Here is a 22,276-nt window from a genome sequence, read left to right as displayed (position 1 = left end):
GTGAATGATGAATCTCAAATCGGCGCGATTCGCGCCGATTTGAGATTCGCGCCGATTTTAACTCCGTCGTTACAGATTTCTTCGATACACGCGTTCATCTTCCCATCTCGGACGTTCGGTGCCGTATCATGTCAAGGGGGTTTTGTGTTCAGTTTCTTCAAGTTCTCTGTGGCTCGTAGTCCATTGCGTTCCAGTGCCTTTCTGCGATTATGGCTGGGGTTAAGCATTTCTTATGTGGGCGATCAGTTCACGACCATTGCGTTGCTCTGGTTTGTCTTACAACTCACCGGGTCAGGGGTGGCGATCAGCCTGGTTCTGCTGTGCTTTCAACTCCCTGGCATGCTGACAGGACCGTTGCTTGGAACGATGTTGGATCGCTGGCAGCCTCGTCTTGTGATGGGGATAGATAACTGTACACGCGCGCTCCTGATCGGGGCTCTTCCTGTTCTCTCCTGGTTGGGTATCTTGCAGTTGTGGCATATCTATGCCCTGGCATTGCTTGCAGGAGCGCTCTCTCCCGCGACGGGAGCGGGTGTTCGCGTCATCTTGCCACATCTTGTTTCAGAGGATGAGCTTCCGCGAGCAAATGCGCTTTCTTCAACCAGTTTGCAATTTGCGTCGCTTCTTGGTCCTGCACTTGCTGGAATTGTGGTCACTCAGGTAGGAGGGGCCTTCGCCTTGTTGATTGACGCAGTGAGTTTCCTCCTCATGGGGCTCCTCGTCTTTTCGCTTCCTCCCATCGCTAGTCACACGCTCAAAGAAGCGTCTCTGGGAAAGACAAAATGGTTGGGTGGCTTTGATCTGATCTTCCGTAAAAAGGAGATTCTCCTCCTCACAAGCTTATCAGTAATCTTCTTTTTCTCGTATGGTCCACTGGAAGCAGCTCTGCCGCTCTACAGTGAGAGGATGCTGCATGCCGGAGCCCAGGGGTATGGCTTGCTCTGGACTGGTTTCGGGGTAGGAGCGTTGGTTGGCACGTTGTTCACGGGTTTCGTTGCCGCGAGGGTGCGGCCAGGGATGAGCCAACCGCTGATCGCCATCCTTTGGGGAGGATTCCTTTGCCCACTGATGGTTGTCCATTCGTTGCCCCTTGCACTTCTTTGTCTCGCTCTGGGAGCCTGCTCCTGGGCTCCGTATATGCCCATAGAAACCGCTCTTTTGCAGCGACTCATCCCGCCTGCGATGAGGGGACAGGTCTTCGGTGCGCGCCTTGCCTTGACGACTGCGGCTGCTCCATTTGGGGCGTTGATAGGTGGATTCCTTTTGCAATACCTCTCTCCCGCACTGGTTATTGGTCTTTCTGGCATTGCATGTGTGTTAGCCGGGGTAGGCGGCTTCTTATCACCAACGATGCACAGCCTGGGCGCAAAAGAGGAAGCTCGACCAGGTGAGTAAGAGAGGGGAGCGCTCGTCTTGAGAGTGGGAAGAGAGGTATTTTCGATCCCACGACGGAGACAAAGGAAATAAAACGAGAGGCATCCGTGGCGAGGTTTCAAATGTTAAGGCTTTGCAGGATTGCTCGGGTCCGGCTATTAGGTGTGTAGATTATGACCCTGATATCAGCACTACCGAGCATCTGCAAGGTGAAATGCTCAAACTCTAGAATGCCCAGGGTTGAATGCTCTATGACCTTGGGACCGTCCAGTGCGCTCCGTACATCATGGTGGGGCCACCACTGGCAAAACTCGGGACTTACCTGCTTCAAATCCTCAATTAACTCCTCGAAATAGGGATCATCGGGATAGCGCGCGCTAGCCGCCCGGAACTCCGCCAATGTGCCTCGCGCAATCGCCTCCCAATTTGAGCGTGCCCGCATCGTGGGGCTGGTGAAGAGGCGCCATACCAGGTTGCGTGTGTATGTGGAGGTTGCGTTTGAAATGGAGAAGATGGTGTCAGCAGCTTTATTCCAGGCTAAATAATCATACCGGCGGCCCATGACATACGCGGGAGTCGGATCGAGATCGTCAAGTACTTGTTGGAGCGCCGGACTGACACTCTCGTGTGTAGGAGAAAGCGGAGTCGGCAGTGGTTGCCCAGCGAGCACAAAGAGGTGCCGACGTTCATTTGAGGTCAGCTTGAGCGCCTGGGCGATACTCTCAAGAACCTGGGCCGAGGGATGCACATCGCGTCCCTGCTCCAGCCAGACGTACCAGGAGGTGCCAATATTGGCAAGCTGTGCAACCTCTTCTCGGCGCAGTCCTGGCGTGCGACGGCGGATACCAGGCGGCAGTCCCACATCGGTGGGCGAAAGGTGCATCCGCCGCTGGCGTAAAAAAGTGGCAAGGGTCTGACGGCGTTCACGCTCATGCATATCGGTTGCTCCTTATCCTGGTGGTGAGAGACCTATGATCAAGAAACCCTGTTCCTGGCATCAGCAACAGAGTATAGTCAAGCCAGGCGCCTGCGTCAACAGGGCCTAGCTTCTTTTCCTCAAGAGAACCTTCGCACCTGCGGCGCTCGCGGTAAGGGTGTGTGCGTAAAAAACAGCAAAGCCGTTTTTTACGCACACACCCTTACCCCTGAAGACTGGCGAACCGAGGTGAGAGTCAGAGGGATGGCGTGGAGGACCGAGGTGAGAGTCAGAAGAGCATTGGAAGCTCTGTAAATGTTTGCTAGAAGCGAGGAAATTATTCTATGTCTCTGAAGTTTGGTGTATCCCTGCCGCAAGGCTGGGCAATGGAACTGGTGGGAATTAAGGATCCAGTCGAAGCCTATGAAGCAATGACGCGCGTGGCTCAGGTTGCTGAAGAAGTGGGTTTTGTATCTGCCTGGCTTGTTGATCACTTTCATACCATCCCACGCCCATCCCAGGAGTTCACCTTTGAATGCTGGACCACCACCGCGGCCCTTGCGCGCGACACGACGCGTATACGCGTAGGCCAGTTGGTCACCTGCAATGGCTATCGTAACCCTGCCTTGCTTGCGAAAATGGCCAGTACCGTCGATGTGCTCTCGCATGGACGGCTCAACTTTGGTATCGGTGCGGGCTGGTTTGAGCATGAGTATCGTGCTTATGGATATGACTATCCCGAGGCACCTGAGCGCCTGCGGTACCTACGAGAGGCTGTGCAGGTTATTCGAGCCATGTGGACTCAGGAGGAAGCCGCCTTCGAGGGGAAATACTACCAGGTACGCGGAGCTATCAATCAGCCCAAAGGCGTGCAAAAGCCGCATATCCCCCTGCTCATTGGAGGTGGCGGTGAAAAAGTGACGCTCAAGCTGGTCGCGCAATACGCTGATGCATGCAACCTGAGCGGCGATCTAGAAGCCATCAAGCGAAAACTGGCCGTGCTCAAAGAGCATTGCAAAACGGTCGGGCGCGATTATGAAAGTATTCATCGCACGATTACCTGCCTATGTGCCATTGGCGAGACCGACGAGCAGGCCAGGGCGAAATTCCCCGCCACGCTCCTGGGCAGGCCGGTAGCAGCAGGCGCCTTGATTGGCAGCCTGGATACCATTCGCCGCCAGCTTGCTGAGTTGGAGGAAGCTGGTGTCCAGGAAGTCATCCTTGGATTCTCCTCAGAGGTCTTGCAACTGGACACCTTGCGCTTCTTCGCTCAAGAGTTCATCGCCTAAGCAATATAGTTATTGCAGGGTCCATGCCGGCATGGACCCTGCAATTTTATTTATAAGGTCTAGTGGTCTAGATGTCTTGACAAAGCCATGGGAAGTGGGTAATGTTTCTTTTAGAATATATCGTTCGGGTATAGGTCCCAAAAAGCGTATTTAAAATGTGCTGGCAATGATTGCCAGAAAGGAGAGCTGTATGACGCACTCTCGTCGACCCCTGGTGCTGGGAGGCACCCTCTTTCTCCTTCTCTTCTATCTCTGTGCTTTTACCCTGCTCAATGGTGGTGGCAAGGCTTATGCACAGACGTTCTCTGCTGCTAAGAGTGGCGATGACATGTTCGCCGCGCCAGCTCCCGCGAGCAAGCGTATTGTGGGTTATTTCACGGCCTGGAGCATCTATGGACGCAACTATAATTTGCATAACGTAGATGTTAATGGTCAGGCTGGCAAGCTGACGACCATTAACTATGCCTTTAGCAACATCAGTAGCGATCTTAAGTGTCAGCTTGGGGATAGCTGGGCGGATACTGACAGACCATTCGCCGCCACCGAGGCCGTGAACGGCCAGGCTGATAGCTGGTCCGATCCCTTGCGGGGCAACTTTAATCAGCTCAAGGAGCTGAAAGCCTTGCATCCCGGTCTCCAGACCATGATCTCGATTGGCGGTTGGAGCTGGTCCGCGCTCTTCTCGGACGCGGCACTACCTCAGAACCGGGCAGCCTTTGTCCAGTCCTGCATCGATCTCTATATCAAGGGCAATTTGCCATCCGCCAATGGCGCGGGGGCTGGCGTCTTCGATGGTATTGACATTGACTGGGAGTATCCAGCCGCGCCTGGTAACACTGGTAACGTTTATCGGCCCGAGGATACGCAGAACTTTACGGCCCTGCTGGCCGAGTTCCGTCATCAGCTTGATGCCTTAAGCAAGCAGACCGGGAAGCGCTATCTCTTATCGGCTGCTTTGCCTGCTGGCCCGGATAAGTATCAGAAGATCGAGCTAAATAAGATTGGTCATTCCCTGAACTGGGCTAACCTGATGACCTATGATCTGCATGGGGCATGGGATGCCCAGGGACCAACCGATTTTGCTGCCCCGCTCTATAGCAGCCATAAGGATCCCTCCCCTGCTCCCACAAATGCGTACAGCGTCGATAACACTGTGCGTGCCTACTTGAGAGCGGGCTTTGAGGAAGAAAAATTGGTGGTCGGTATTCCCTTCTATGGTCACGGTTGGACGAATGTACCAAATCAGAACCATGGACTCTATCAGAGCAGTCCAGACATGCAGCCCGCGCCCGGCGTGTATGAGGCTGGTATCAATGATTACAAAGTCCTGGCACAGCTCAATTATCCTACGTATCGTGACCCCATTACCAAGGCATCCTGGATCTTTGATGGCACCACCTTCTGGTCGTTTGACGACGCCACGGCGGTAGCTACTAAGGTCCATTATGTGAAAAGCCACGACCTGGCTGGCGCGATGTTCTGGTCGCTGGATGGGGACGATAGCTCGGCTACCCTGACCACGACGGTCTACAATGGCTTCCACTCTGATTCAGACGATTAGTCTATTCCTGGCGTGTGAGATGAGGTGCTCAGGCGAGCACCTCATTCTCTAGAAGATTGTGCTTGTTTTTGAGCGAGAGGCCGCTTCCCTGGCGGCGTAGCATCACCATTTCCGCGGCGATGCTCAACGCGATCTCATCGGGAGTCTCCGCGCCCAGGTCCAGGCCGATGGGGGCGTGGACGCGTTCCAGTTGCTTGCGTGGGATGCCCTCTTCGCGCAGGCGATGAAAAATCTGTTTGACCTTGCTGGTGCTCCCGATCATACCGATATAGGCGGCCCGGGTGGATAGCGCGGCCTTTAAGGCGTCTCTATCCAGTTGATGCCCGCGCGTGACGATCACCAGCCAGCTCGACTCATCGGGTTCAAGGGCCTGGATGGTCGCGGGGATATCGCCGAAGATGAGCTGCACCTTCTCGCCAAAGAGCTGAGGATCGGCCAGGTCGCGCCGGTCGTCCACCACGACAATGCGGAAATCTAGCGTATGTGCCAGGCGCGCCAGGGCCTGTGCCACATAGCCCGCGCCTACGATAACCAGGCGTGGCTCTGGGCGTAGGACCTCAAAAAAGACCTCTAGCGTCGCACCACAACTGCCAACTGACTCGCCGTTATCGGCATCGATATGAATATGCGCCAGGTGTGAGTGATTCTCACTCAGCGCCTTCAACCCCTCATCGACGACCTTTTTATCTGTGACGGGTCCCGCCATACGCCCCTGGGGTGTGCCATCCGCCGCGATCAATAGTTTGGTGCCAATCTCGCAGGGGGCCGCACCCATCGTCTTCACGACTGTGGCCACGACGACGCGCTCACCACGTCGCAGGGCCGCCTGAATCTCATTGTACAAAGTAATGGCAGTCATTGCCCACCTCTCGCGTACTACTCAATCGCTGAATACTTATCCTGATATTATACTATTACATCGGCTACAATCTCTCCTCCTGGTCGCTAGTATTTTCCTCTTTTGGCCTACGTGAAAAGAATATGATAGTGGCACGATAACGAGAATCTTCCTTACGATAGGCGAGGTGGATATAGGGTTCAAGCCATGCTAGCAGCCTTCTCGTGACCAATCTTCATAACTTGACAGCATGCTCCAGGTTGTTCTATAATATTAGAACAAATTTTCAAGTTATGGATTGAATGGGGCGAGATTTTAGCGGAACGTGAATGGGTGTTTCTGTCAGGGATGGCACAGTAGAGTTGTACTGAGTAGGCGTACATACTGGGCAAAGCGCATATTTCCCAGAGACGACAACGTGATTAATCATCTAATAGGAGTGTTAGTAATGAGTAACGGCCAGACATTTAACCCTAGAGAACACCTGATAAATATTAAGAATGGGAAGGGCGTATCGGAGTACCTGGAGGTGAAGTGGCGTTTGGTGTGGTTCCGCCAGGAGTGCCCCCAGGGGACAATCGAAACCGAAATCGTACACCTGGACCTGGATAAGGATGTCGAGGCTGAGGCCTTTGTGTGGAACGCCGAGAAGCGGCGTAGCGAGAAGGTCGTGAAGACAGCCAAAGGCGTGGCCATCTTCCGTGCGACTGTCCATGATGGCAAGGGCGGATCGGCGATGGGGACCAAGTCGGAGAACGCGGCGAACTTTCCAGATTTCATCGAGAAGGCCGAGTCGGGCTCTATTGGCCGTGCGTTGGCCGCGCTTGGCTATGGCACGCAGTTCGCGCCAGAACTTAACGAGGAGCAGCGCATTGTCGATGCGCCCGTAGAGCGGCCCACGAATGGCAGCTATGCTGGTAGCAATGGCAATAGTCACACACAGGGTGGCTTTGCGGCCACCGCTAATGGGCGCTTTAGCGGTCAGGGGCAGCAGAGCGCGAACGCGCAGGGCCCAAATGGAGGCGCGAGCAAGAGTGAACCAGCGCCTGACGCGGCTGCGACGGAGCAGCAGATTTCTAGCATTAAGAAGCTCTGTCAGCATCTGGAGAAGCCAGAACCAGATAACCTCTCGAATCTGACCTTCTTAAATGCGAAACAGTTGCTCCAGCAGTTTACGGAGGAGTATAGGGCGCAGAAGCAACAGAAAAAGGCGTCCTAACCATCCTCCAGAAAGCTTGATTCTACATGACTCCTAGCGATATCGAGTACGCCGAAAAGCGTATGAAACAGAAATGGTATGACCTGGCGCTTGCCGAGCAGCAGGGAGCCTCGCTCCCGACCCTTGAGCGGCTCTTTAACACGTATATGCTCGCTGTCGAAGAGTATAACCGATGTTCCGAGTCCTATCTCGTGGAGCAGCAGCAGGCCAGAAGCACACTGCCCGCTGTGCGGACTTCGCAGCAGCTTATGTGTGTGTCACAGGGCGAGGAGCGCCCAAAGGAGCGTCGTCAACGTAGGAAAGCCTCGTAGGGTCATGTACCCCCGCATCGAATGCGGGGGCTTGCGAGGGGCGCTCGCGCCGTTCGCAGGCCCGAGACATGAGCAGACTCAGCCAGGGGAGGAGCATGCTCCTCCCATCGGGCTCCGTTGCAAGCGAATGCGGCACAGCCGATGTCCATAGGCACGTTCAGGTGCTTCACCAGCCTGAACCTCTGCGGGGAAGCGTTAAAAGGTGTAGAGGGAGAAGCCAGTGCGCTTTCCAACAAACCGCTTGCACACGTTGTCGAGGTGAGCTTTACCCGTGAAAACGGAGGCCCTTCGGGGCACCAAACAAGGAAACACCCATGTCCAACGTCTTTGTTCTCGATACCATGAAACGGCCGCTGACCCCGGTCCATCCAGGGAGGGCCCGCCTGCTGCTCAAGGCCAGCAAGGCAGCCATCTATCGGACCTCTCCCTTTACCATCATCCTCAAGCGGGAGGTCGAGCATCCTGCCCCCGCCCCGCTGCGGCTCAAGATCGATCCGGGCGCCCACACCACGGGGTTGGCGCTGGTGGACGATGCGGGCGGGGATGTCGTCTGGGCGGCCGAACTCACCCATCGGGGAGCTGCGATCAAAAAAGCCCTGGACACTCGCCGGACGGTGCGCCGGGGGCGCCGATCCCGCAAGACCCGCTATCGCGCCCCGCGCTTTGCCAACCGGAGGCGCAGAGCCGGCTGGCTGCCCCCCTCGCTTGTCTCGCGGGTGGAAAACATCCTGACCTGGGTCACGCGGATCAGCAGGATCGCTCACGTGACCGCGCTCTCCCAGGAACTGGTGCGTTTCGACCTGCAGAAGATGGAGTACCCAGACATCTCCGGCATCGAGTATCAGCAGGGCACCCTTTTTGGGTATGAAGTGCGGGAGTACTGCTTGGAGAAATGGGGAAGGGCATGTGCGTACTGCGGATCAACGGGCGTCCCACTTCAATTGGAACACATCGTTGCGCGCGCCAAGGGGGGCAGCCAGCGGGTCTCCAACCTCACTCTGGCGTGTGAAGCCTGTAACCGCAAGAAGGGCACCCAGGATATTCGCGTGTTCCTCGCCCACGATCCTGTGCGTTTGGAGCGCATTCTCAGGCAAGCGAAGACCCCGCTCACAGCTGCGGCGGCCGTCAATGTCACGCGCTGGGAACTCTTCGAGCGGCTCAAGGCGACCGGGTTGCCCGTGGAAACGGGTTCTGGAGGCCTGACCAAGTACAATCGAACCACACGGGCCCTCCCCAAGACGCATTGGCTCGACGCGGCAGTCGTGGGAGCCTCCACGCCTGAGCGCTTGCGCACGGCGGACGTCGTGCCCCTGCTCGTGCAAGCGACGGGGCGTGGGCACCGACGGCTGTGCAACGTCAATGCGCTGGGGTTCCCGGTCAGCCACCGCAAGCGCCACAAGCGCTACTTTGGATATCAAATGGGGGATCTGGTGCGAGCCGTGGTCCCCGAGCGCTTTGCCTGCTGGGGTACTCACGTGGGGCGTGTGGCGGTGAAAGCCAGCGGCTACTTTACCATCACGACGGCGCACGGCAAGGTCACCGATGTGCCTCACCGCTTTTGTTGGCTAATTGGGCGCAGCACTGGCTACGCCTACCAGGTTGGGACACGGCACGCTGCCCCAACCCCAACCAGCCCGTAAGGAACGGGCACCATGCCCCCTATGGGGGTTCCCCCCGGCTTGCAAAGACCGGGGCTCCCTGTCCCGTATTTCTGTAAATATCGTAGGTCAAAAAAGAGGGCGCAACCTGACGGTTGCGCCCTCTTTTTTGACCTACGATATTTACAGGCCATTGACGAAATTGACGAGCTCTTTGGCCACGGCCTCGGGGGCGTCGAAATTGACCAGGTGGCCGGCATTGTGGATAATTGCCAGCCTGGAATGGGGAATCTCACGGTGCAGGCGCTCGGCATATGTGAGCGGCATCTGCTGATCTTTCTCACCCCAGATGAGGAGGACTGGCTTGTTGAGCACTGCCAGGTCGGTGGAGACGGCATTGGTGTAGTAGGGGATGAGCAGGCGAATGTGCTGGTAGAGCACCTCTTTGCCCACTTCGCTGTTCCAGGGCGCGATATAGTTATCGATCACGTTGGCGAAGCCTTTGACATTGACCACGCCCTTGCCCAGGGTCTCACGCAGATCGCGTACGACATCCTCGACTGAAGCCTCTTTAGGGGCGTCAAAATCCTGGCGCTTGCTCATCTCGGACATGGGCCAGTTCTCGTCGAAGGAGTGGAGGTAGCTAATCGTATCCAGGAGGACCAGGGCCGAGGTCTGCTCGCGATAGAGGCGCGTCGCCAGGATCTGCGCGACGCCACCGCCAACGCCATGCCCGACCAGGATGATATTATTCAATTTGAGGTCTTTGAAGAGCAGGGCCAGGCCGTCTGCCTGTCCCCAGACCGAGGTATCGGCGGGCCAGGGATGCTCCGACTGACCGTAGCCAAGCATGTCGAAGGCGTAGACCGCGCGGCCCAGGCCAGCTAGCAGGGGCATGATCTCTTCCCAGGCGAAGGCGCCGGCGGGGAGGTCATGCAGGAGCACGATTGCCCCCTCGGGACCACGCTCGGCGTTCTGGACGATGTAGCTATATTTGTAATGGATAGCGCGCCCTGTGCGCCGCTCCCTTGAGGTATTGAATCTTGTAGGCATAAGTCCTCTCTTGATTGGATAAATGATATCTATGTGATATGTGTGCGTTGTTCCTGACTTGACTTCTCGCGCCTGCGGCGCTCGCCCTGGTTGGTGGTGTGATGCTCCCTGGTGGCCAATGGTCACCAGGGAGCATCACACCACCAACCATGAAGGTTTTGCACACGGGTTATCTATACTATAGCGTGCTTAGGCTTTGGCGTACAGAGCAGATACGTTGTAGAAAGCGTTAAAGCCAGCATAGCGAGCCGCCTCTGCCCCTAGCTCATCCTCGATTACCAGCAGGCGGTTGTACTTGGCGACGCGCTCACTGCGGGCGGGGGCGCCAGTCTTGATCTGCCCGGCATTGGTGGCCACGACCAGGTCGGCAATTGTCGTATCCTCAGTCTCGCCGGAGCGGTGCGAGATGACTGCGGTATAGCCCGCACGCTTGGCCATCTCGATGGCCTCCAGGGTCTCAGTCAGCGTACCGATCTGGTTCAGTTTGACCAGGATGGAGTTAGCCGAACCCTCGCTGATGCCACGTTTGAGGCGGGTGGTGTTGGTGACAAACAGGTCGTCGCCTACCAGTTGGACGCGACCTCCCAGGCGCTGACGCATCATGGACCAGCCTTCCCAGTCGTCTTCTGCCAGGCCGTCCTCGATGGTAACGATGGGATATTCGCCAATCCACTGCTCATAGAGATCGATCATCTCTTTGGAGTTGAGGGTGCGACCCTCGCGCGCGAGCACATATTTGCCATTCTCATAGAGTTCGGTCGAGGCTGTGTCCATACCCAGGAAGATATCCACGCCTGGTTTGTAGCCTGCGGCCTCGATGGCGTCGACTATCAGCTCAAGAGCCTCGCGGTTGGATGAGAGCGAAGGTGCGAAGCCACCCTCGTCGCCGATATTGGTATTGAACTTCTTGCCATGCAGGACCTTTTTCAGGCCCTGATAGACCTCGGCGCCCCAGCGCAGGGCCTCGCGGAAGGATGGCGCGCCAACGGGGAGGATCATGTATTCCTGAAAGTCGGTCGAGTTATCGGCGTGCTTGCCGCCATTTAAAATATTGAGCATTGGTACAGGTAGCGTACGAGCCGAGACGCCTCCCAGGTAGCGGTAGAGCGGCTGTTGATGGGCCTGGGCTGCGGCTTTGGCAACGGCCAGAGAGACGCCCAGGAGAGCGTTCGCCCCCAGTTTTCCTTTGTTAGAGGTTCCATCCAGTTCGATCATGATCTCGTCGATCATTACCTGGTCGGAGGCGTCCAGGCCAACAAGGGCGTCGCTGATCTGGTCGTTAACATTCTCAACGGCCTTGAGTACTCCCTTGCCGCCATAACGGCTCTTGTCGCCATCGCGCAGTTCGACAGCTTCGTGAGCGCCGGTTGACGCGCCCGAGGGAACCGCTGCGATCCCATGTGCTCCGCCCATCAGAAGCACTTCAACTTGAACGGTTGGATTGCCACGCGAGTCAAGTATCTCGTGCGCGGTAACCTCTTCAATTGTTGTCAGATCATCCGTATTCAGTGGCATACTACAAAATCCTCCACGAAAACAAGATTTGATATCTATTGCATTGCTATGATAGCGCCATGCGGGGCCCTCGAAGCTGTGCTATACCATACATAGGTAGTATAGCCATACCAGTACAGGATGTAATAAGTGCCATACACCCTCGCCGTGGCTATTGTACATCCTGAAGAGGGGGGTGGGCAAGCAATCCCTCTAGTGTCGAAGAGAGGTACATGGTTTATGCTCACCCGAGGGCGAGCATAAACCATGTACCTCTCTTCGACACTAGCATAGGCAGGTACCGTGTTATGGTAAGAGATTATGTAGAGCGCTATCGATCTTATCGGTGTGCTCTGGCTTGCCCACGGTGACGCGGATAAAGTCGCGCATCTCTGGCTGCGAGAAGTAGCGGAGCAGGATGCCATGGGCCTCAACCGCAGCGCGAATCTCTCGCACGCTCACCTGGTCTTCATCTACGCGCATCAGGATAAAGTTTCCCTGCGAGGGTACTGGATGAAGGAAGGAGTAGCTGTCCAGGAGGGCGTACAGTCGCTCGCGCTCCTGCGTAATGCGTCGGACGTTATCCAGAGTATAATCCAGGGCCTTGAGGGTCTCAATCGCGCCGATATGACCAGCGACATTCACCTCAAAGGGACACTGTGCGCGGCGCATATAGGCCTGAATCCACTCAGGGGTCAGGGCATAGCCGATGCGGAGTCCTGCTAACCCGGCCCATTTACTAAAAGTGCGCATCACGATCAGATTTTCATACTGAGGTACCAGGTAAGCGAAGCCGTGAGGATTATCCGCGAACTCCACATATGCCTCGTCCACAATCACAATGCGACCTGTATCGAGCAGCGTCAATATATCTTGCTCGCAAATGGAGTTGCCAGTGGGGTTATTGGGCGAAGTCAGCACAATGAGCTTGGTTTCAGGAGTGAGCGCATCGAGGATGGCATCGATATCAAGCTCATAGCCCGGCTTGCGGGGAACCTCCAGTACATGCGCGCCACAGAAGGTCGTGACCGAGGTATAGAGTGAAAAGGTTGGGGGGCAGCAGAGAACGTTATCTCCTACCGAGAGAAAGAGGTGCCAGAGGAGATTGATAAGCTCGGCGCTCCCATGATGCACGACGATATGGCGTCCATCGACACCAGTATAATCGGCGAGTGAATTGCGTAAAGCGGTTGAGTTCGCGTCAGGATAATTATTATAGTTTCTAAAATTGCTAAGTGCTTGCAATACTGTAGGTGCGGGTTCATAGGAGCTTTCATTACTATTAAGTTTAATAATATCCTCTATGGGAATACCTGTGCGCTCGCTAAATGCCTCCAGAGACTCGCCTGGAGCATATTGAGCCAGGCGATCCATCTCTGGGCGCACCGTAACAAGACGGGGAGAAGAGTATGTATACATGTACGACTAGTCCTACTTCTCTGAATCGGCGTCGACGAAGATCTGCGCGGGCCTGCGAATGAGAGTGCTGCGCGGGCTAAAGCTGCCTGTTGTGCCACCGCCCAGGTTGCCACTATTCATGCCTCCGAATGGGCGATTGAGCGGCGGGACCGGCGTCGGCTGCTGCTCGATATTGGTGCTGGAAGACTCACTTGCTGTAACCGTTGAACCCTGTAAGATATCCAGACCCTGGCGCAGTGTCATCATATCACGCATAAAGCAAGCGACAGCTGAGGCGGCGGACCCTTTTTCGCGAGAGGAGTCAAAGCGTCGAGATGTCGCGGCACCCGCGGCTTGCGCGGCCTCGGCCATGGGGTCGGAGGTTTTGGCGGCGTAAACATCCTGGAAGATATCGTCCCAGTCGCTCCAACGGCCACGGAGGGGTTTCCAGCCAAGCTGGCCGTCGCTAATTGTGCGCCATTTCTCTTCGGTAAACTGAATCCAGTCGTCGAGGAGGCGCGAGTAAGTAGCCAGTTGTTGGCGCAGGCGCTCTTCCTCTTCAGATGAGCGTTGAGGGAAGCTGCGCGGTAAGCCATCCGTGCTCTGCGTGCTGACGTAATTATTATTACCAAAACTATTATTGCCCATGCCCTGATTGCCGAAACCATTGACATTCGCGAATGATCCAGCACTGGGAAAGAACCCAGGAGTGTGCATGTTCTGACCATCGGTCGTAAACTGGCCCATCTGCCCATTGGGATTGGGAAAGCCAAGCATAGGAATCTCAGTGCCTGCGGGGAGCTCACCAATGACTTGAATGCCACTGGCACCAAGCATGGGTCCCATGATGGCGGTTCCATCTTGCAGGAGCACACCCTCTGAGGGCAGGCCACCAATCACGATCTCTTCGTGGCCTACGGCATCCAGAATGCGCCAGGCCAGGCGGGGGTGTTTCATTGCCCACCAGAAGCGGCGGACCAGGAACGTTGAGGCAAATGTAAAATTGACGACCAGCCAGACAATACCGCGCACTGCTAACCAGTTTACGAGCGCCAGAATGACAATCATGTACCAGGGGTCACGATTTCCCGCTTCTTCTATGAAGGTTAGTACTGCGGCGACCATCAGGCTAGGATCGCGCAGTGGATTCACAAAATCCAGGATGCGTTTTAGCCAGCTATTGCCTTTCCTCTCTTCCAAAATGCGCTCCTCTCGGTTCTGCCACTGGTTCGACAGAGTACTATTTTTGCGATACGTTTCTTGGACTTATGCAAAGCTGATTCTAGCATGCGCCCCATTTAACTGCAAATTTTGTCTAGAAGGCAGGTAGTTATGGGTGATGTCGATGCTTCTGTGCTACCTTGATTTTATTTCGCTGTTATTTAAAATAACAGATAACGAGGCATGTTTTTGACCAGGGAGACGCGGAAAAACGAGGTGGCAGTCCTGGCACACGACAGTTATTTGCCTTCTTTCTCTTCTTTACAACGAGGAGCGTCGTGAGAAGAAACGACAGGCAGTACTATGGTACTGAACATGCGATAGCTTTTAGAGGGAGAACGATGAAACTTTTGGCTGCTCTCTAACGGGCTATTTGATAGAATGGCTGTGATTTGCGTCTAACTCTCTGGGGGATTTCTTGCGCCTCTTGCGCTCCTTACTCCCCCATAAGAACTACTTGTTGAGTCTATTTTCATCTACTGATTCGTGTCATAGATGAAGGAACCGTCCTGTGTTCTCAAAGTACTGTCGAGATAAAGGCATAGCTCCTAAGAGGGCCTTGAATGTGGGTGCAGCGTCGCATTATTTCCATAGGCATTGGTGTGTTCTGGTAATTCTGCTCCATTGTATGGTAACATTACACATGGTGTCTTGCGTAACGCTTTCTTATATTGTCTGGTCTGATCATACCTTTGTATGTGCCAGGTGTACTCTTGAGATAAGAGGGGTAAATTTGCTTCCCACCTGGAGGAAACAATTGTAGCCGGTCTCCCAGGCCATAACAGTAAGCACCTGTTAGAAAGGACAAACCTCATGCCCACGCGGATGAAGACGGATGTTCATCTTCCGCAGTTGAAGCATGCGCGTCGTCTGATTATTGCTTCCAATCGCGGTCCCGTTGAGTTCCAACTCGGCCAGGATAATACGCTCAAAGCAAGACGTGGCGCAGGTGGAATGGTAACTGCCCTCATTGATGTTGGGAACCAACTCGATATGACATGGGTTGCGATGACCATGACCGAAGGCGATCGCATGATCGTCAAGGAGATGGAGCAACATGGAGGCGTAATGCCTTCTCCACTACGTGGTCAGAAGATGAAACTGCACTACGTCTCGGTTCCCAAAACAACCTACCGTAAGCATTACGATAAGATTAGTAATGAACTGCTCTGGTTTCTACAGCATTATATGTATGATCCCGTTCAAAGTAACATGCGACAGTTGCAAGACGCCTGGGAGAATGGGTATTGCGAGGCCAACCAGGCTATCGCGGATGCTGTAGCCGACGAAATTGAGCGCGAAGACTCGATGCCAGTTGTTATGTTACATGACTATCATCTCTACTTAGTCTCCTCGCTCATTCGCAAAGTCCACCCCTCGATCATTATTCAGCAGTTTATTCACATCCCCTGGCCCGATGTTCGCTGCTGGCATTTTCTGCCAAGCAATATCACCCAGGCTATCTATAGCGGTCTGGTAGGCAATGATATCATTGGTTTTCAGACAGAGCGCGATGCACGCAACTTCCTGGAAGGGGCACGCACCCTCTTAGAGGGGGCCGTGGTGGATTTTGAAGAGGGGGCTGTCTGGTGGCAGGGCCACCGCACGCAGGCGCGAGCCTATCCCATCTCGATCTCCGTTCATGAAGAGCGACGCGTTGTGAAAAGCGCGCCCGGCAAGCGTGCCACCGAGGAGATGAAGCCTCTCCTCAACGAATTTACGATCATGCGCACAGATCGTATTGAACCCACCAAGAACATTCTTCGTGGCTTCCAGGCATATGATTATATGCTTGAGGAGCATCCAGAGCTGATTGGTCGCGTGAACTTCCTGGCTTTCCTGGTGCCTTCACGCCAATCATTGCCCATCTACCGCCGTACAACTGCGGAGGTTCAGGCGATTGTAGAGGAGATCAATCAGAAATATAGTACCGACAATTGGACGCCTATTCACGCCTTTTATGGCAATGATCGTGTACGCGCCCTTGCGGCTATGCAGTTCTATGATGTGCTGCTGGTTAACCCCATTATTGATGGTATGAACCTGGTTGCCAAAGAAGGGCCGATCGTCAATCAGAGAGATGGGGTGCTGGTACTCTCGCGTACCGTTGGCGCGTTCCAGCAACTCGCGAAGGGGGCGGTTCCTACCTCGCCCACAGATGTGATGGAGACAGCGCAGGCGCTCTATAAGGCGCTGACAATGTCGAAAGAGGAGCGTCACGCGAAGGCGACCTTCGCATGCCAGGCGGTGGAGCGTAGCAATCTGACAACCTGGCTAGCGAAGCAGATCAATGATATCAATGATCTCCTTGAGCGCGAGCCAGCGGAGACGCCAGTTGAAGAAGCCGAAGGTTCCCCAGACGATGTCGTCGCGAACGTTGGGTAGAGGCTTTTCGTAGCGAACTGAGCGAACTCTTTAGATAGATAGATGAATAGATGCCAGCAGCCCACAAGCTGGCTTCTCGCACCCTCGATAGTATCCTCATAGAGGTCATCTATATATCAGGATTGGAAGCACCTTCGGTGGACGCAATGGTTGCGTCATCACCGAAGAGCGGGCTTCTATTTTCTCTTCTCCCCTCCCACTCTACTCCTTATGCCTTCCGGATTGCTGCAGTGTAGCCAGCATATCCCGTATCTGTCGCAGGCGTTCTACCATGCCGGGCACCTCGTCCACTACTTCGTCCGCGCTTGTCAGCAGTTCGGGCAGGGCGTCAGTATGCCGGACGGCGATGGTATAGCCGGTGAATCCCTCCTGGCGTAGCTCACGTACCGTGTAGATGGCGTTGAGGTCGGTGCGGTCATCGCCCGCGAAGACCACGCCACGAAGCTGCTTGTGCCCTATATAACGCTTGAGCGCCTCACCCTTGTTGATTTTTAAGGGCGCGAGTACCTCGACGACACGCTTTCCCTCGCCGATCACCATACCCTCCTGGCGCGCAGGCTCTTCGAGCAGCGCCAGAATTTGCTCACGCGCCCCGTCTGGATTGGCACACTGACGATAGTGAATGGAGCCGCCCACGCTTTTGGCCTGGACAATAATGCCGGTTTCATGTGCCATTTCGCGCGCCACCAGGGCCAGCAGGCGCTTACCAGGCTCTACATAATTCAGCGCTTCGGGCACAAGCTGGATCTGGGCGCTGCTTGTCGGCAGGTCCTCGCTCCACTCCAGTCCATGTGTCCCTATATATGTCAGTCCGGAAACCTGAACCATTCGCGCGCCATCCTCTGCGGCCCGGCCCGTCATAATGGCTACCTCGGCGTAGCCAGCCAGCTCGGTGAGGAGCTCAGCGACGCCCTGGTAGAGCCTGGCCTCTGAAGGGGTGGGAACGATCTCGCTTAGAGTGCCATCAATATCAAAAACCAGTCCCAGCGGCCGCTGTGCCAGAACGTCTTGCAATTGTATCTTGCTCATGAATGCCTTTCTCTCTAAATAGAATGTCTTCTTGTGCGTTTTCACCTCATTATAGTACGCTGAGTAACTACTTAGCTCCTCTCTTCAAGAGATACTCTCAGCGTCTGCGACGCTTCGCGGGGTTATGGGATGTGGGATGGAAATGCCTTAGGCATTTCCATCCCACATCCCATAACCCCGCGAGCCACGTAGTGGCGAGAAGTCATGAGTAGAAGCCATAACATTTGTCAAGTCCCTTTTTGGGGGGATTTCTTCTCGCTTGACGGGAAAAGACACAATCTCTCCCCCGAGCGCCTGGAAACCTTCCAGGTGTAACCCCACCGCATTCCCTCGGGGGGTGGGGGGCGCATCCAATAGGTGAGCTAGCCGCGCGGCTAGCTCACCTATTGGATGCCAACCTTGTTCGCATCGTAGAGATCCTGGGTCTTGAGCAGGTGAACACCCACGATGATCATTTTTCGCATCACGGCAACCAAAGCCGTCCCTTTTTTCAAGCCACGATCCACCAGACGCTGATAGTAGTCCTTGAAGGGAGAGTGTTTCTCATGCAGCGAGCGCAAGGCAGCCAGGTAGAGCAAGCGACGAACTCGTCCGCTCCCCCGTTTGGAGAGCTTGCTTTGTCCTTTCCATTTCCCACTCTGCTTCACCTGGATATCCAACCCAACGTAGGCCACGACTTGATCCATATGGGCAAAGCGCTGCACGTCCCCCAATTCGGCTCGCAGCACTGCAACGGTCAGTGGTCCAAACTCGGCAACAGCCAGCAAGCGCTTGGCCTGGGGATCATTGGTCAGCAGCTGATCAATTTCTTGCTCAAGCTGAGCCAGATTGATGAGCGTATGCTCCAGCTGATCACACACAATCGACATGCTTTTCGAGCGTGCCATCACCGCCACCCCGCTGGCAATCGAGGTCTGAGCCAAGGCGAAAAGAGCTTGAGCAGTTGGGCGGCCATAATGGTGAGGAGCCAACTCATGCAAGAGGTGAGACAGCTGCTCGACCCCGGCGTCCACGACCGCCTGAGCACTGGGATAGCGCTTCAGGACTGCCAGAGCGGTGGGGCGTGTTGGGTCGGCAAACACCTGCACGAACTCAGGAAACAAAACGACCAGAAGCGCATGCAGTTCGTTTTTGTAGCGGACCACATCCTCACTGAGTTGTTGTTGCAAGCGAAGCAGTTCGCGGTAGGTCCCAGTGTGCTCATCGGGCAAGTAGCCAAAGCGGGCTTCCCCACTGAGCAAGACGCGTGCGATGGTGCCGGCATCCAGTTGATCCGTTTTGGCACGCAGGCCTCGCTGCTGCGCAAAGGCATGCACTTGAGCCGGATGCAACAGACAAAGCCGGTATCCAGCCTTGAGCAGGGCCTGCGAAAGATTTTCTCCGTAACGCGAGGTCGCCTCTAATCCAACGAGAATCGAGGAGGGATCGCTCTTGAGGCTCGCGAGTTTCTCAAAGAGCCAGTCAAAGCCCTCTCTCGTATTGGCAAAGGTGCTTGGTTTGAAGACCTGCCGTTTCTCAGGAGTCAAACAGCACATGGCGCAGGTTTGACTGCCAATGTCGATTCCAACCACATACCGAAGAGATGCCGGTTCTGGCGGCGTCGGGACAACATTGCTGTTGGACATGATCAGCCTTCTCCTTTCTCATGGAGTTGGTTCTCGCATGCATCCATGCTCCACCCAGGTCGTCGCAACAGGAGTCCTGTCCTTTCAGGAGAAGCGAGAACTCACGCTGGATCGGCAGTCATCTTCTCTGCGACAAACGCTGCAACAAGCCCAATGGTCGTTTGCCATCCTGATGGACAGAGAGCCGTCTACTCAAGGCGGTCACCGTTAGGGTCAACAGGCCGCATGTCACGACAAAGGCTCTCCTGTTGGTTCCATCGTCGAGAAGAGATGAGCTTTTGCCTTCTCTCTTCTCTCCTAACAATTAGTATATGAGTCACGTAAGCTAAGAAGAAGCCGGTGGGGGTCACCCCCACCGGCTTCTTCTTAGCTTACTATAATTTCTATTTCGTTCTCTGTGCCTGGCTGAACCTCTATTTGTGAGCCATGACGGCGCACGTGGAAGTGTACATGCTGGTCACCTATGTAGAGGCCGCGTACCTCCAGAGTATTGACCCAGGAGGGTAGGGCCGGTTGTTCGAGCACCAGCCGCTTCTGCTCGGCGTCGGCACGCAGGCCAAGAAGTGCGTTAAGGATCTGTCCGGGTGCGCCCGTGGCCCAGGCCTGGGGCGAGCAGGCGACCGGGTAGCGTGTCGGACCAAAGCCCTCGCGCTGGATAAAGCCACAAAACAGCTCGGGTAGGCGTGCATCCTCGAAATGCTGACTGGCCTGGTAGAGTCCTTTGAGCAATTGAGATGCCTCAGACTTGCCACCGTAGCGCGCGAAGCCAGCTCCAACCATGGCCGTATCGTGTGGCCAAACCGAGCCATTGTGATAGCTCATGGGATTATAGCGAATAGCGCTGGTTGAGAGGGTACGCATGCCCCAGCCATTGAACATGTCCTCGCGCATCAGGCGCTCGATGGCCAGCTTAGCCTGCTCTTCGGGAACGATCCCGCTCCAGAGACACTGACCAGCGTTGGAGCTAACCGTCTTGCAGGGCTTTTTCTCGCGGTCAAGCGCGATATAGAAGCTCTGCTCCTCTTCCCACCAGAAAGCGCGCATGAAATTACCCTGGAGCTCGCTTGCCTTCTGCTCCCAATGCCCGGCCTCGTCCTCGTAACCCAGGCGTCCGGCCAGGTAATGCATATTGCGGTACGCGGCAAAGGCGTAGCCCTGAACCTCGCTGAGCGCGATGGGAGAGTGAGCCAGCTCGCCGTTCTCATGGGAGGTAGAATCCCAGGAGTCCTTCCAGCCCTGATTGGAGATGCCACTATCAAGAACGCGGTGGTACTCCAGGAAGCCGTCGCCATCTTTGTCGCCATACTCGACCATCCAGCGCGCGGCCAGTTGCGCGTTTGGCCAGAGCTGGCGCAGGAAATCGAGATCATTGGTCCAACGAATATACTCGCCGAGGGCGATCAGGAAGAGCGGCGTGACATCGATGCTTCCATAGTAGGGCACATAGGGGATCTCGCGGCAGTTCGCCATCTCGCCTGTGCGCATCTCGTGGAGCATCTTGCCTGGCTCTTCTTCAGTGAAATCATCGGTTTTTGTACCCTGGTGCATGGCCAGGAAGGCCAGCGTGCCGCGTGCGACCTCGGGGAACCAGGGGAGATATTGCAGGCAGGTAATCAGGCCATCGCGCCCAAAGGGGCAGGAGAACCAGGGAATGCCCGCGTAGGGATAGTAGCCATAAGGTGTCAGTGTGCAGAGCATTAACAGGTCATCCATCCCACGTTTGAGCAGGCGGTTCAAGAGGTAATCATCTGTATGTATTGTTGGACGCTCAAGAGGACGAACGCCCTCAACCTCAATATGTTTGGCAAAGCGTTCGGCATTAAGCTCGCGCAGTTGGGCGCGCATCTGGAGCACGACTGGCTTGCCGCGCTCAAGCTGTAGCGACCAGTGGACGCGATCCTCACTGATATATTTGCTAGGTGGCGTAAAGGTAATTTGCGTCTCGCGAGTGACCTGGTCACGTCCGATATAACTCAGAGTTACGCCCTTGTCGGTAACCTGGGCTGGCTGTAACTGACCATGCTCTTCGCGCTTGAGTCCGCGCACCTCAAAGAGGTCGCAGAAGTCGCTACCAAACTTGAGGCTAAAACGGAGCGGTCGTGGAAGCTCGCGAAAGCTTGTAATGGTAAAGGTCTGGATCAGCTCCTCATTATGTAGCTCCAGAAGTCGACTGACATAGATTTCGCCTTGCTCAATGAAGGTGTCAGCGTCGACTCTGAGCGCTGGATTCGTTAAATCTACCTGGCTGGCAAGCCCTGATGGTGAGACATGGTGCGAAAGCATGACCAGAGGATGACCCTCTAGAAAGAAATTGCTCTCGCGGAGAAAGCGTGTCCCATGCCAGTAGAGACCCATAGCCTGGTTCGCGCCCAACAAATCGCCGCGTATATTGGCGACAAGAAAAGCATCTCCGCTCTTCAAAGTGATGTGTGTGGCGCTTGAATGGGCCTTTTCTTCGACTATCTCTGGTTGCTTGAAGGCTCCATCGGGGCCTTCTTCTGCTGGAAGCAGCAGTACATCTGGCTTGTGATCCGTCATAATACTAATAACTTTCTACCTGATACTTCGCTACGATGCGTTAAGAGTGAACAGTCACGCCAGGCGCGCGAAACGCCAGGAGTGTGAGGGGTACCCGGTATGTTATATGCTTCCTGCCCGTGTTACACCCTTCCAGGGGCTAGCTTTAATTGTACCGATGCTAAAGTTCAGACATGTTTCAATCTCTGAATGCGACTTTCTTCTCCTCTGGTTACGAGCAGAAAGTGACGTAGCGTGATACTACGAGAAAGACATCTTACCGGAGAGTACTCTAGCGTGCTTACAGGCTCCTGCAAGCGTCTCTATACCTGAGTTAACACAGAGATTAGAGAAATAATAACAGGGAAACGCTTTTGATGATGGGGCCTGGCAAAAATGTGTAGTGCCCTCCTAGTACTCATGGGCTGTTTGTTTGCTTGTAGGCATA

General features: G+C 55.2%; 17 protein-coding genes. 8 read left to right on the top strand and 9 right to left on the bottom strand.

Annotated elements, in window-relative coordinates; translation table 11 throughout:
• Positions 1 to 1,395 (top strand): MFS transporter, encoded by a 1,395-nt coding sequence (locus tag KRAC_RS27790; protein ID WP_007913012.1) that lies wholly within the window; start codon positions 1 to 3, stop codon positions 1,393 to 1,395.
• Between the two features lie 97 nt (positions 1,396 to 1,492).
• On the opposite strand, the gene KRAC_RS27785 is transcribed toward KRAC_RS27790, so the two are convergent.
• The gene (locus tag KRAC_RS27785; protein ID WP_007913011.1) at positions 1,493 to 2,311 is read right to left on the bottom strand and encodes a helix-turn-helix transcriptional regulator; all 819 of its coding nucleotides are present in this window, start codon (positions 2,309 to 2,311) and stop codon (positions 1,493 to 1,495) included.
• Between the two features lie 323 nt (positions 2,312 to 2,634).
• Between KRAC_RS27785 and KRAC_RS27780 the strand changes: the two genes are divergently transcribed.
• On the top strand, positions 2,635 to 3,579 hold the full coding sequence (locus KRAC_RS27780; RefSeq protein ID WP_007913010.1) for an LLM class F420-dependent oxidoreductase: 945 nt from the start codon (positions 2,635 to 2,637) through the stop codon (positions 3,577 to 3,579).
• A 190-nt stretch (positions 3,580 to 3,769) separates the two neighbouring features.
• Positions 3,770 to 5,140, top strand: coding sequence for a glycoside hydrolase family 18 protein (locus KRAC_RS27775; protein WP_007913009.1), 1,371 nt, complete (start codon positions 3,770 to 3,772; stop codon positions 5,138 to 5,140).
• 28 nt (positions 5,141 to 5,168) lie between these two features.
• Here KRAC_RS27775 and KRAC_RS27770 read toward each other — a convergent pair whose 3' ends face one another.
• On the bottom strand, positions 5,169 to 5,999 hold the full coding sequence (locus KRAC_RS27770; RefSeq protein WP_007913007.1) for an XdhC family protein: 831 nt from the start codon (positions 5,997 to 5,999) through the stop codon (positions 5,169 to 5,171).
• A 427-nt stretch (positions 6,000 to 6,426) separates the two neighbouring features.
• Between KRAC_RS27770 and KRAC_RS62640 the strand changes: the two genes are divergently transcribed.
• The 3 genes from KRAC_RS62640 (at position 6,427) to iscB (ending at position 9,148) form a co-directional block, all read left to right on the top strand.
• A complete protein-coding gene (locus KRAC_RS62640) occupies positions 6,427 to 7,197 on the top strand; it encodes a hypothetical protein (protein WP_007913006.1) in 771 nt (256 codons plus the stop codon).
• Positions 7,198 to 7,223: 26 nt separating this feature from the next.
• The gene (locus tag KRAC_RS27760) at positions 7,224 to 7,508 is read left to right on the top strand and encodes a hypothetical protein (RefSeq protein WP_007913004.1); all 285 of its coding nucleotides are present in this window, start codon (positions 7,224 to 7,226) and stop codon (positions 7,506 to 7,508) included.
• A 314-nt stretch (positions 7,509 to 7,822) separates the two neighbouring features.
• Entirely contained in the window at positions 7,823 to 9,148 is a 1,326-nt protein-coding gene (iscB, locus tag KRAC_RS27755) for an RNA-guided endonuclease IscB (RefSeq protein ID WP_007913002.1), read from the top strand.
• A gap of 141 nt (positions 9,149 to 9,289) precedes the next feature.
• Here the strand turns inward: iscB and KRAC_RS27750 are convergent, their stop codons facing one another.
• The 4 genes from KRAC_RS27750 to KRAC_RS27735 all read right to left on the bottom strand — a co-directional run bounded on the left by KRAC_RS27750 (position 9,290) and on the right by KRAC_RS27735 (position 14,251).
• Positions 9,290 to 10,159: an alpha/beta fold hydrolase gene (locus KRAC_RS27750; protein WP_007913000.1), complete on the bottom strand. Its 870-nt coding sequence runs from the start codon at positions 10,157 to 10,159 to the stop codon at positions 9,290 to 9,292.
• A gap of 189 nt (positions 10,160 to 10,348) precedes the next feature.
• Entirely contained in the window at positions 10,349 to 11,653 is a 1,305-nt protein-coding gene (eno, locus tag KRAC_RS27745) for a phosphopyruvate hydratase (RefSeq protein ID WP_040445117.1), read from the bottom strand.
• Between the two features lie 306 nt (positions 11,654 to 11,959).
• Positions 11,960 to 13,072, bottom strand: a complete 1,113-nt coding sequence (hisC, locus tag KRAC_RS27740; RefSeq protein WP_007912997.1) for a histidinol-phosphate transaminase — start codon at positions 13,070 to 13,072, stop codon at positions 11,960 to 11,962.
• Between the two features lie 12 nt (positions 13,073 to 13,084).
• On the bottom strand, positions 13,085 to 14,251 hold the full coding sequence (locus KRAC_RS27735; RefSeq protein WP_007912995.1) for a hypothetical protein: 1,167 nt from the start codon (positions 14,249 to 14,251) through the stop codon (positions 13,085 to 13,087).
• 834 nt (positions 14,252 to 15,085) lie between these two features.
• Here KRAC_RS27735 and KRAC_RS27730 point away from each other — a divergent pair.
• On the top strand, positions 15,086 to 16,657 hold the full coding sequence (locus tag KRAC_RS27730) for an alpha,alpha-trehalose-phosphate synthase (UDP-forming) (RefSeq protein WP_007912993.1): 1,572 nt from the start codon (positions 15,086 to 15,088) through the stop codon (positions 16,655 to 16,657).
• A gap of 201 nt (positions 16,658 to 16,858) precedes the next feature.
• Here KRAC_RS27730 and otsB read toward each other — a convergent pair whose 3' ends face one another.
• On the bottom strand, positions 16,859 to 17,686 hold the full coding sequence (gene otsB, locus KRAC_RS27725; protein WP_007912991.1) for a trehalose-phosphatase: 828 nt from the start codon (positions 17,684 to 17,686) through the stop codon (positions 16,859 to 16,861).
• A 383-nt stretch (positions 17,687 to 18,069) separates the two neighbouring features.
• A complete protein-coding gene (locus KRAC_RS62635) occupies positions 18,070 to 19,311 on the bottom strand; it encodes an IS110 family RNA-guided transposase (RefSeq protein ID WP_007912989.1) in 1,242 nt (413 codons plus the stop codon).
• Between the two features lie 37 nt (positions 19,312 to 19,348).
• Here KRAC_RS62635 and KRAC_RS71715 point away from each other — a divergent pair, with 37 nt between their 5' ends.
• On the top strand, positions 19,349 to 19,522 hold the full coding sequence (locus tag KRAC_RS71715; protein WP_007912987.1) for a hypothetical protein: 174 nt from the start codon (positions 19,349 to 19,351) through the stop codon (positions 19,520 to 19,522).
• Positions 19,523 to 19,677: 155 nt separating this feature from the next.
• On the opposite strand, the gene KRAC_RS27715 is transcribed toward KRAC_RS71715, so the two are convergent.
• On the bottom strand, positions 19,678 to 21,849 hold the full coding sequence (locus KRAC_RS27715; protein WP_007912985.1) for an amylo-alpha-1,6-glucosidase: 2,172 nt from the start codon (positions 21,847 to 21,849) through the stop codon (positions 19,678 to 19,680).
• Positions 21,850 to 22,276: the final 427 nt, after the last annotated feature.

The sequence above is a fragment of the Ktedonobacter racemifer DSM 44963 genome (assembly GCF_000178855.1).
Taxonomy (GTDB): domain Bacteria; phylum Chloroflexota; class Ktedonobacteria; order Ktedonobacterales; family Ktedonobacteraceae; genus Ktedonobacter; species Ktedonobacter racemifer.
This window is presented reverse-complemented; position numbering and strand designations above follow the sequence as displayed.

Coding starts and splice junctions, on each gene's coding strand:
- KRAC_RS27785 (WP_007913011.1), bottom strand. CDS start 2,311: ATGCATGAGCGTGAACGCCGTCAGACCCTTGCCACTTTTTTACGCCAG.
- KRAC_RS27780 (WP_007913010.1), top strand. CDS start 2,635: ATGTCTCTGAAGTTTGGTGTATCCCTGCCGCAAGGCTGGGCAATGGAA.
- KRAC_RS27775 (WP_007913009.1), top strand. CDS start 3,770: ATGACGCACTCTCGTCGACCCCTGGTGCTGGGAGGCACCCTCTTTCTC.
- KRAC_RS27770 (WP_007913007.1), bottom strand. CDS start 5,999: ATGACTGCCATTACTTTGTACAATGAGATTCAGGCGGCCCTGCGACGT.
- KRAC_RS62640 (WP_007913006.1), top strand. CDS start 6,427: ATGAGTAACGGCCAGACATTTAACCCTAGAGAACACCTGATAAATATT.
- KRAC_RS27760 (WP_007913004.1), top strand. CDS start 7,224: ATGACTCCTAGCGATATCGAGTACGCCGAAAAGCGTATGAAACAGAAA.
- iscB (WP_007913002.1), top strand. CDS start 7,823: ATGTCCAACGTCTTTGTTCTCGATACCATGAAACGGCCGCTGACCCCG.
- KRAC_RS27750 (WP_007913000.1), bottom strand. CDS start 10,159: ATGCCTACAAGATTCAATACCTCAAGGGAGCGGCGCACAGGGCGCGCT.
- hisC (WP_007912997.1), bottom strand. CDS start 13,072: ATGTATACATACTCTTCTCCCCGTCTTGTTACGGTGCGCCCAGAGATG.
- KRAC_RS27730 (WP_007912993.1), top strand. CDS start 15,086: ATGCCCACGCGGATGAAGACGGATGTTCATCTTCCGCAGTTGAAGCAT.
- otsB (WP_007912991.1), bottom strand. CDS start 17,686: ATGAGCAAGATACAATTGCAAGACGTTCTGGCACAGCGGCCGCTGGGA.
- KRAC_RS62635 (WP_007912989.1), bottom strand. CDS start 19,311: ATGTCCAACAGCAATGTTGTCCCGACGCCGCCAGAACCGGCATCTCTT.
- KRAC_RS71715 (WP_007912987.1), top strand. CDS start 19,349: ATGCATCCATGCTCCACCCAGGTCGTCGCAACAGGAGTCCTGTCCTTT.
- KRAC_RS27715 (WP_007912985.1), bottom strand. CDS start 21,849: ATGACGGATCACAAGCCAGATGTACTGCTGCTTCCAGCAGAAGAAGGC.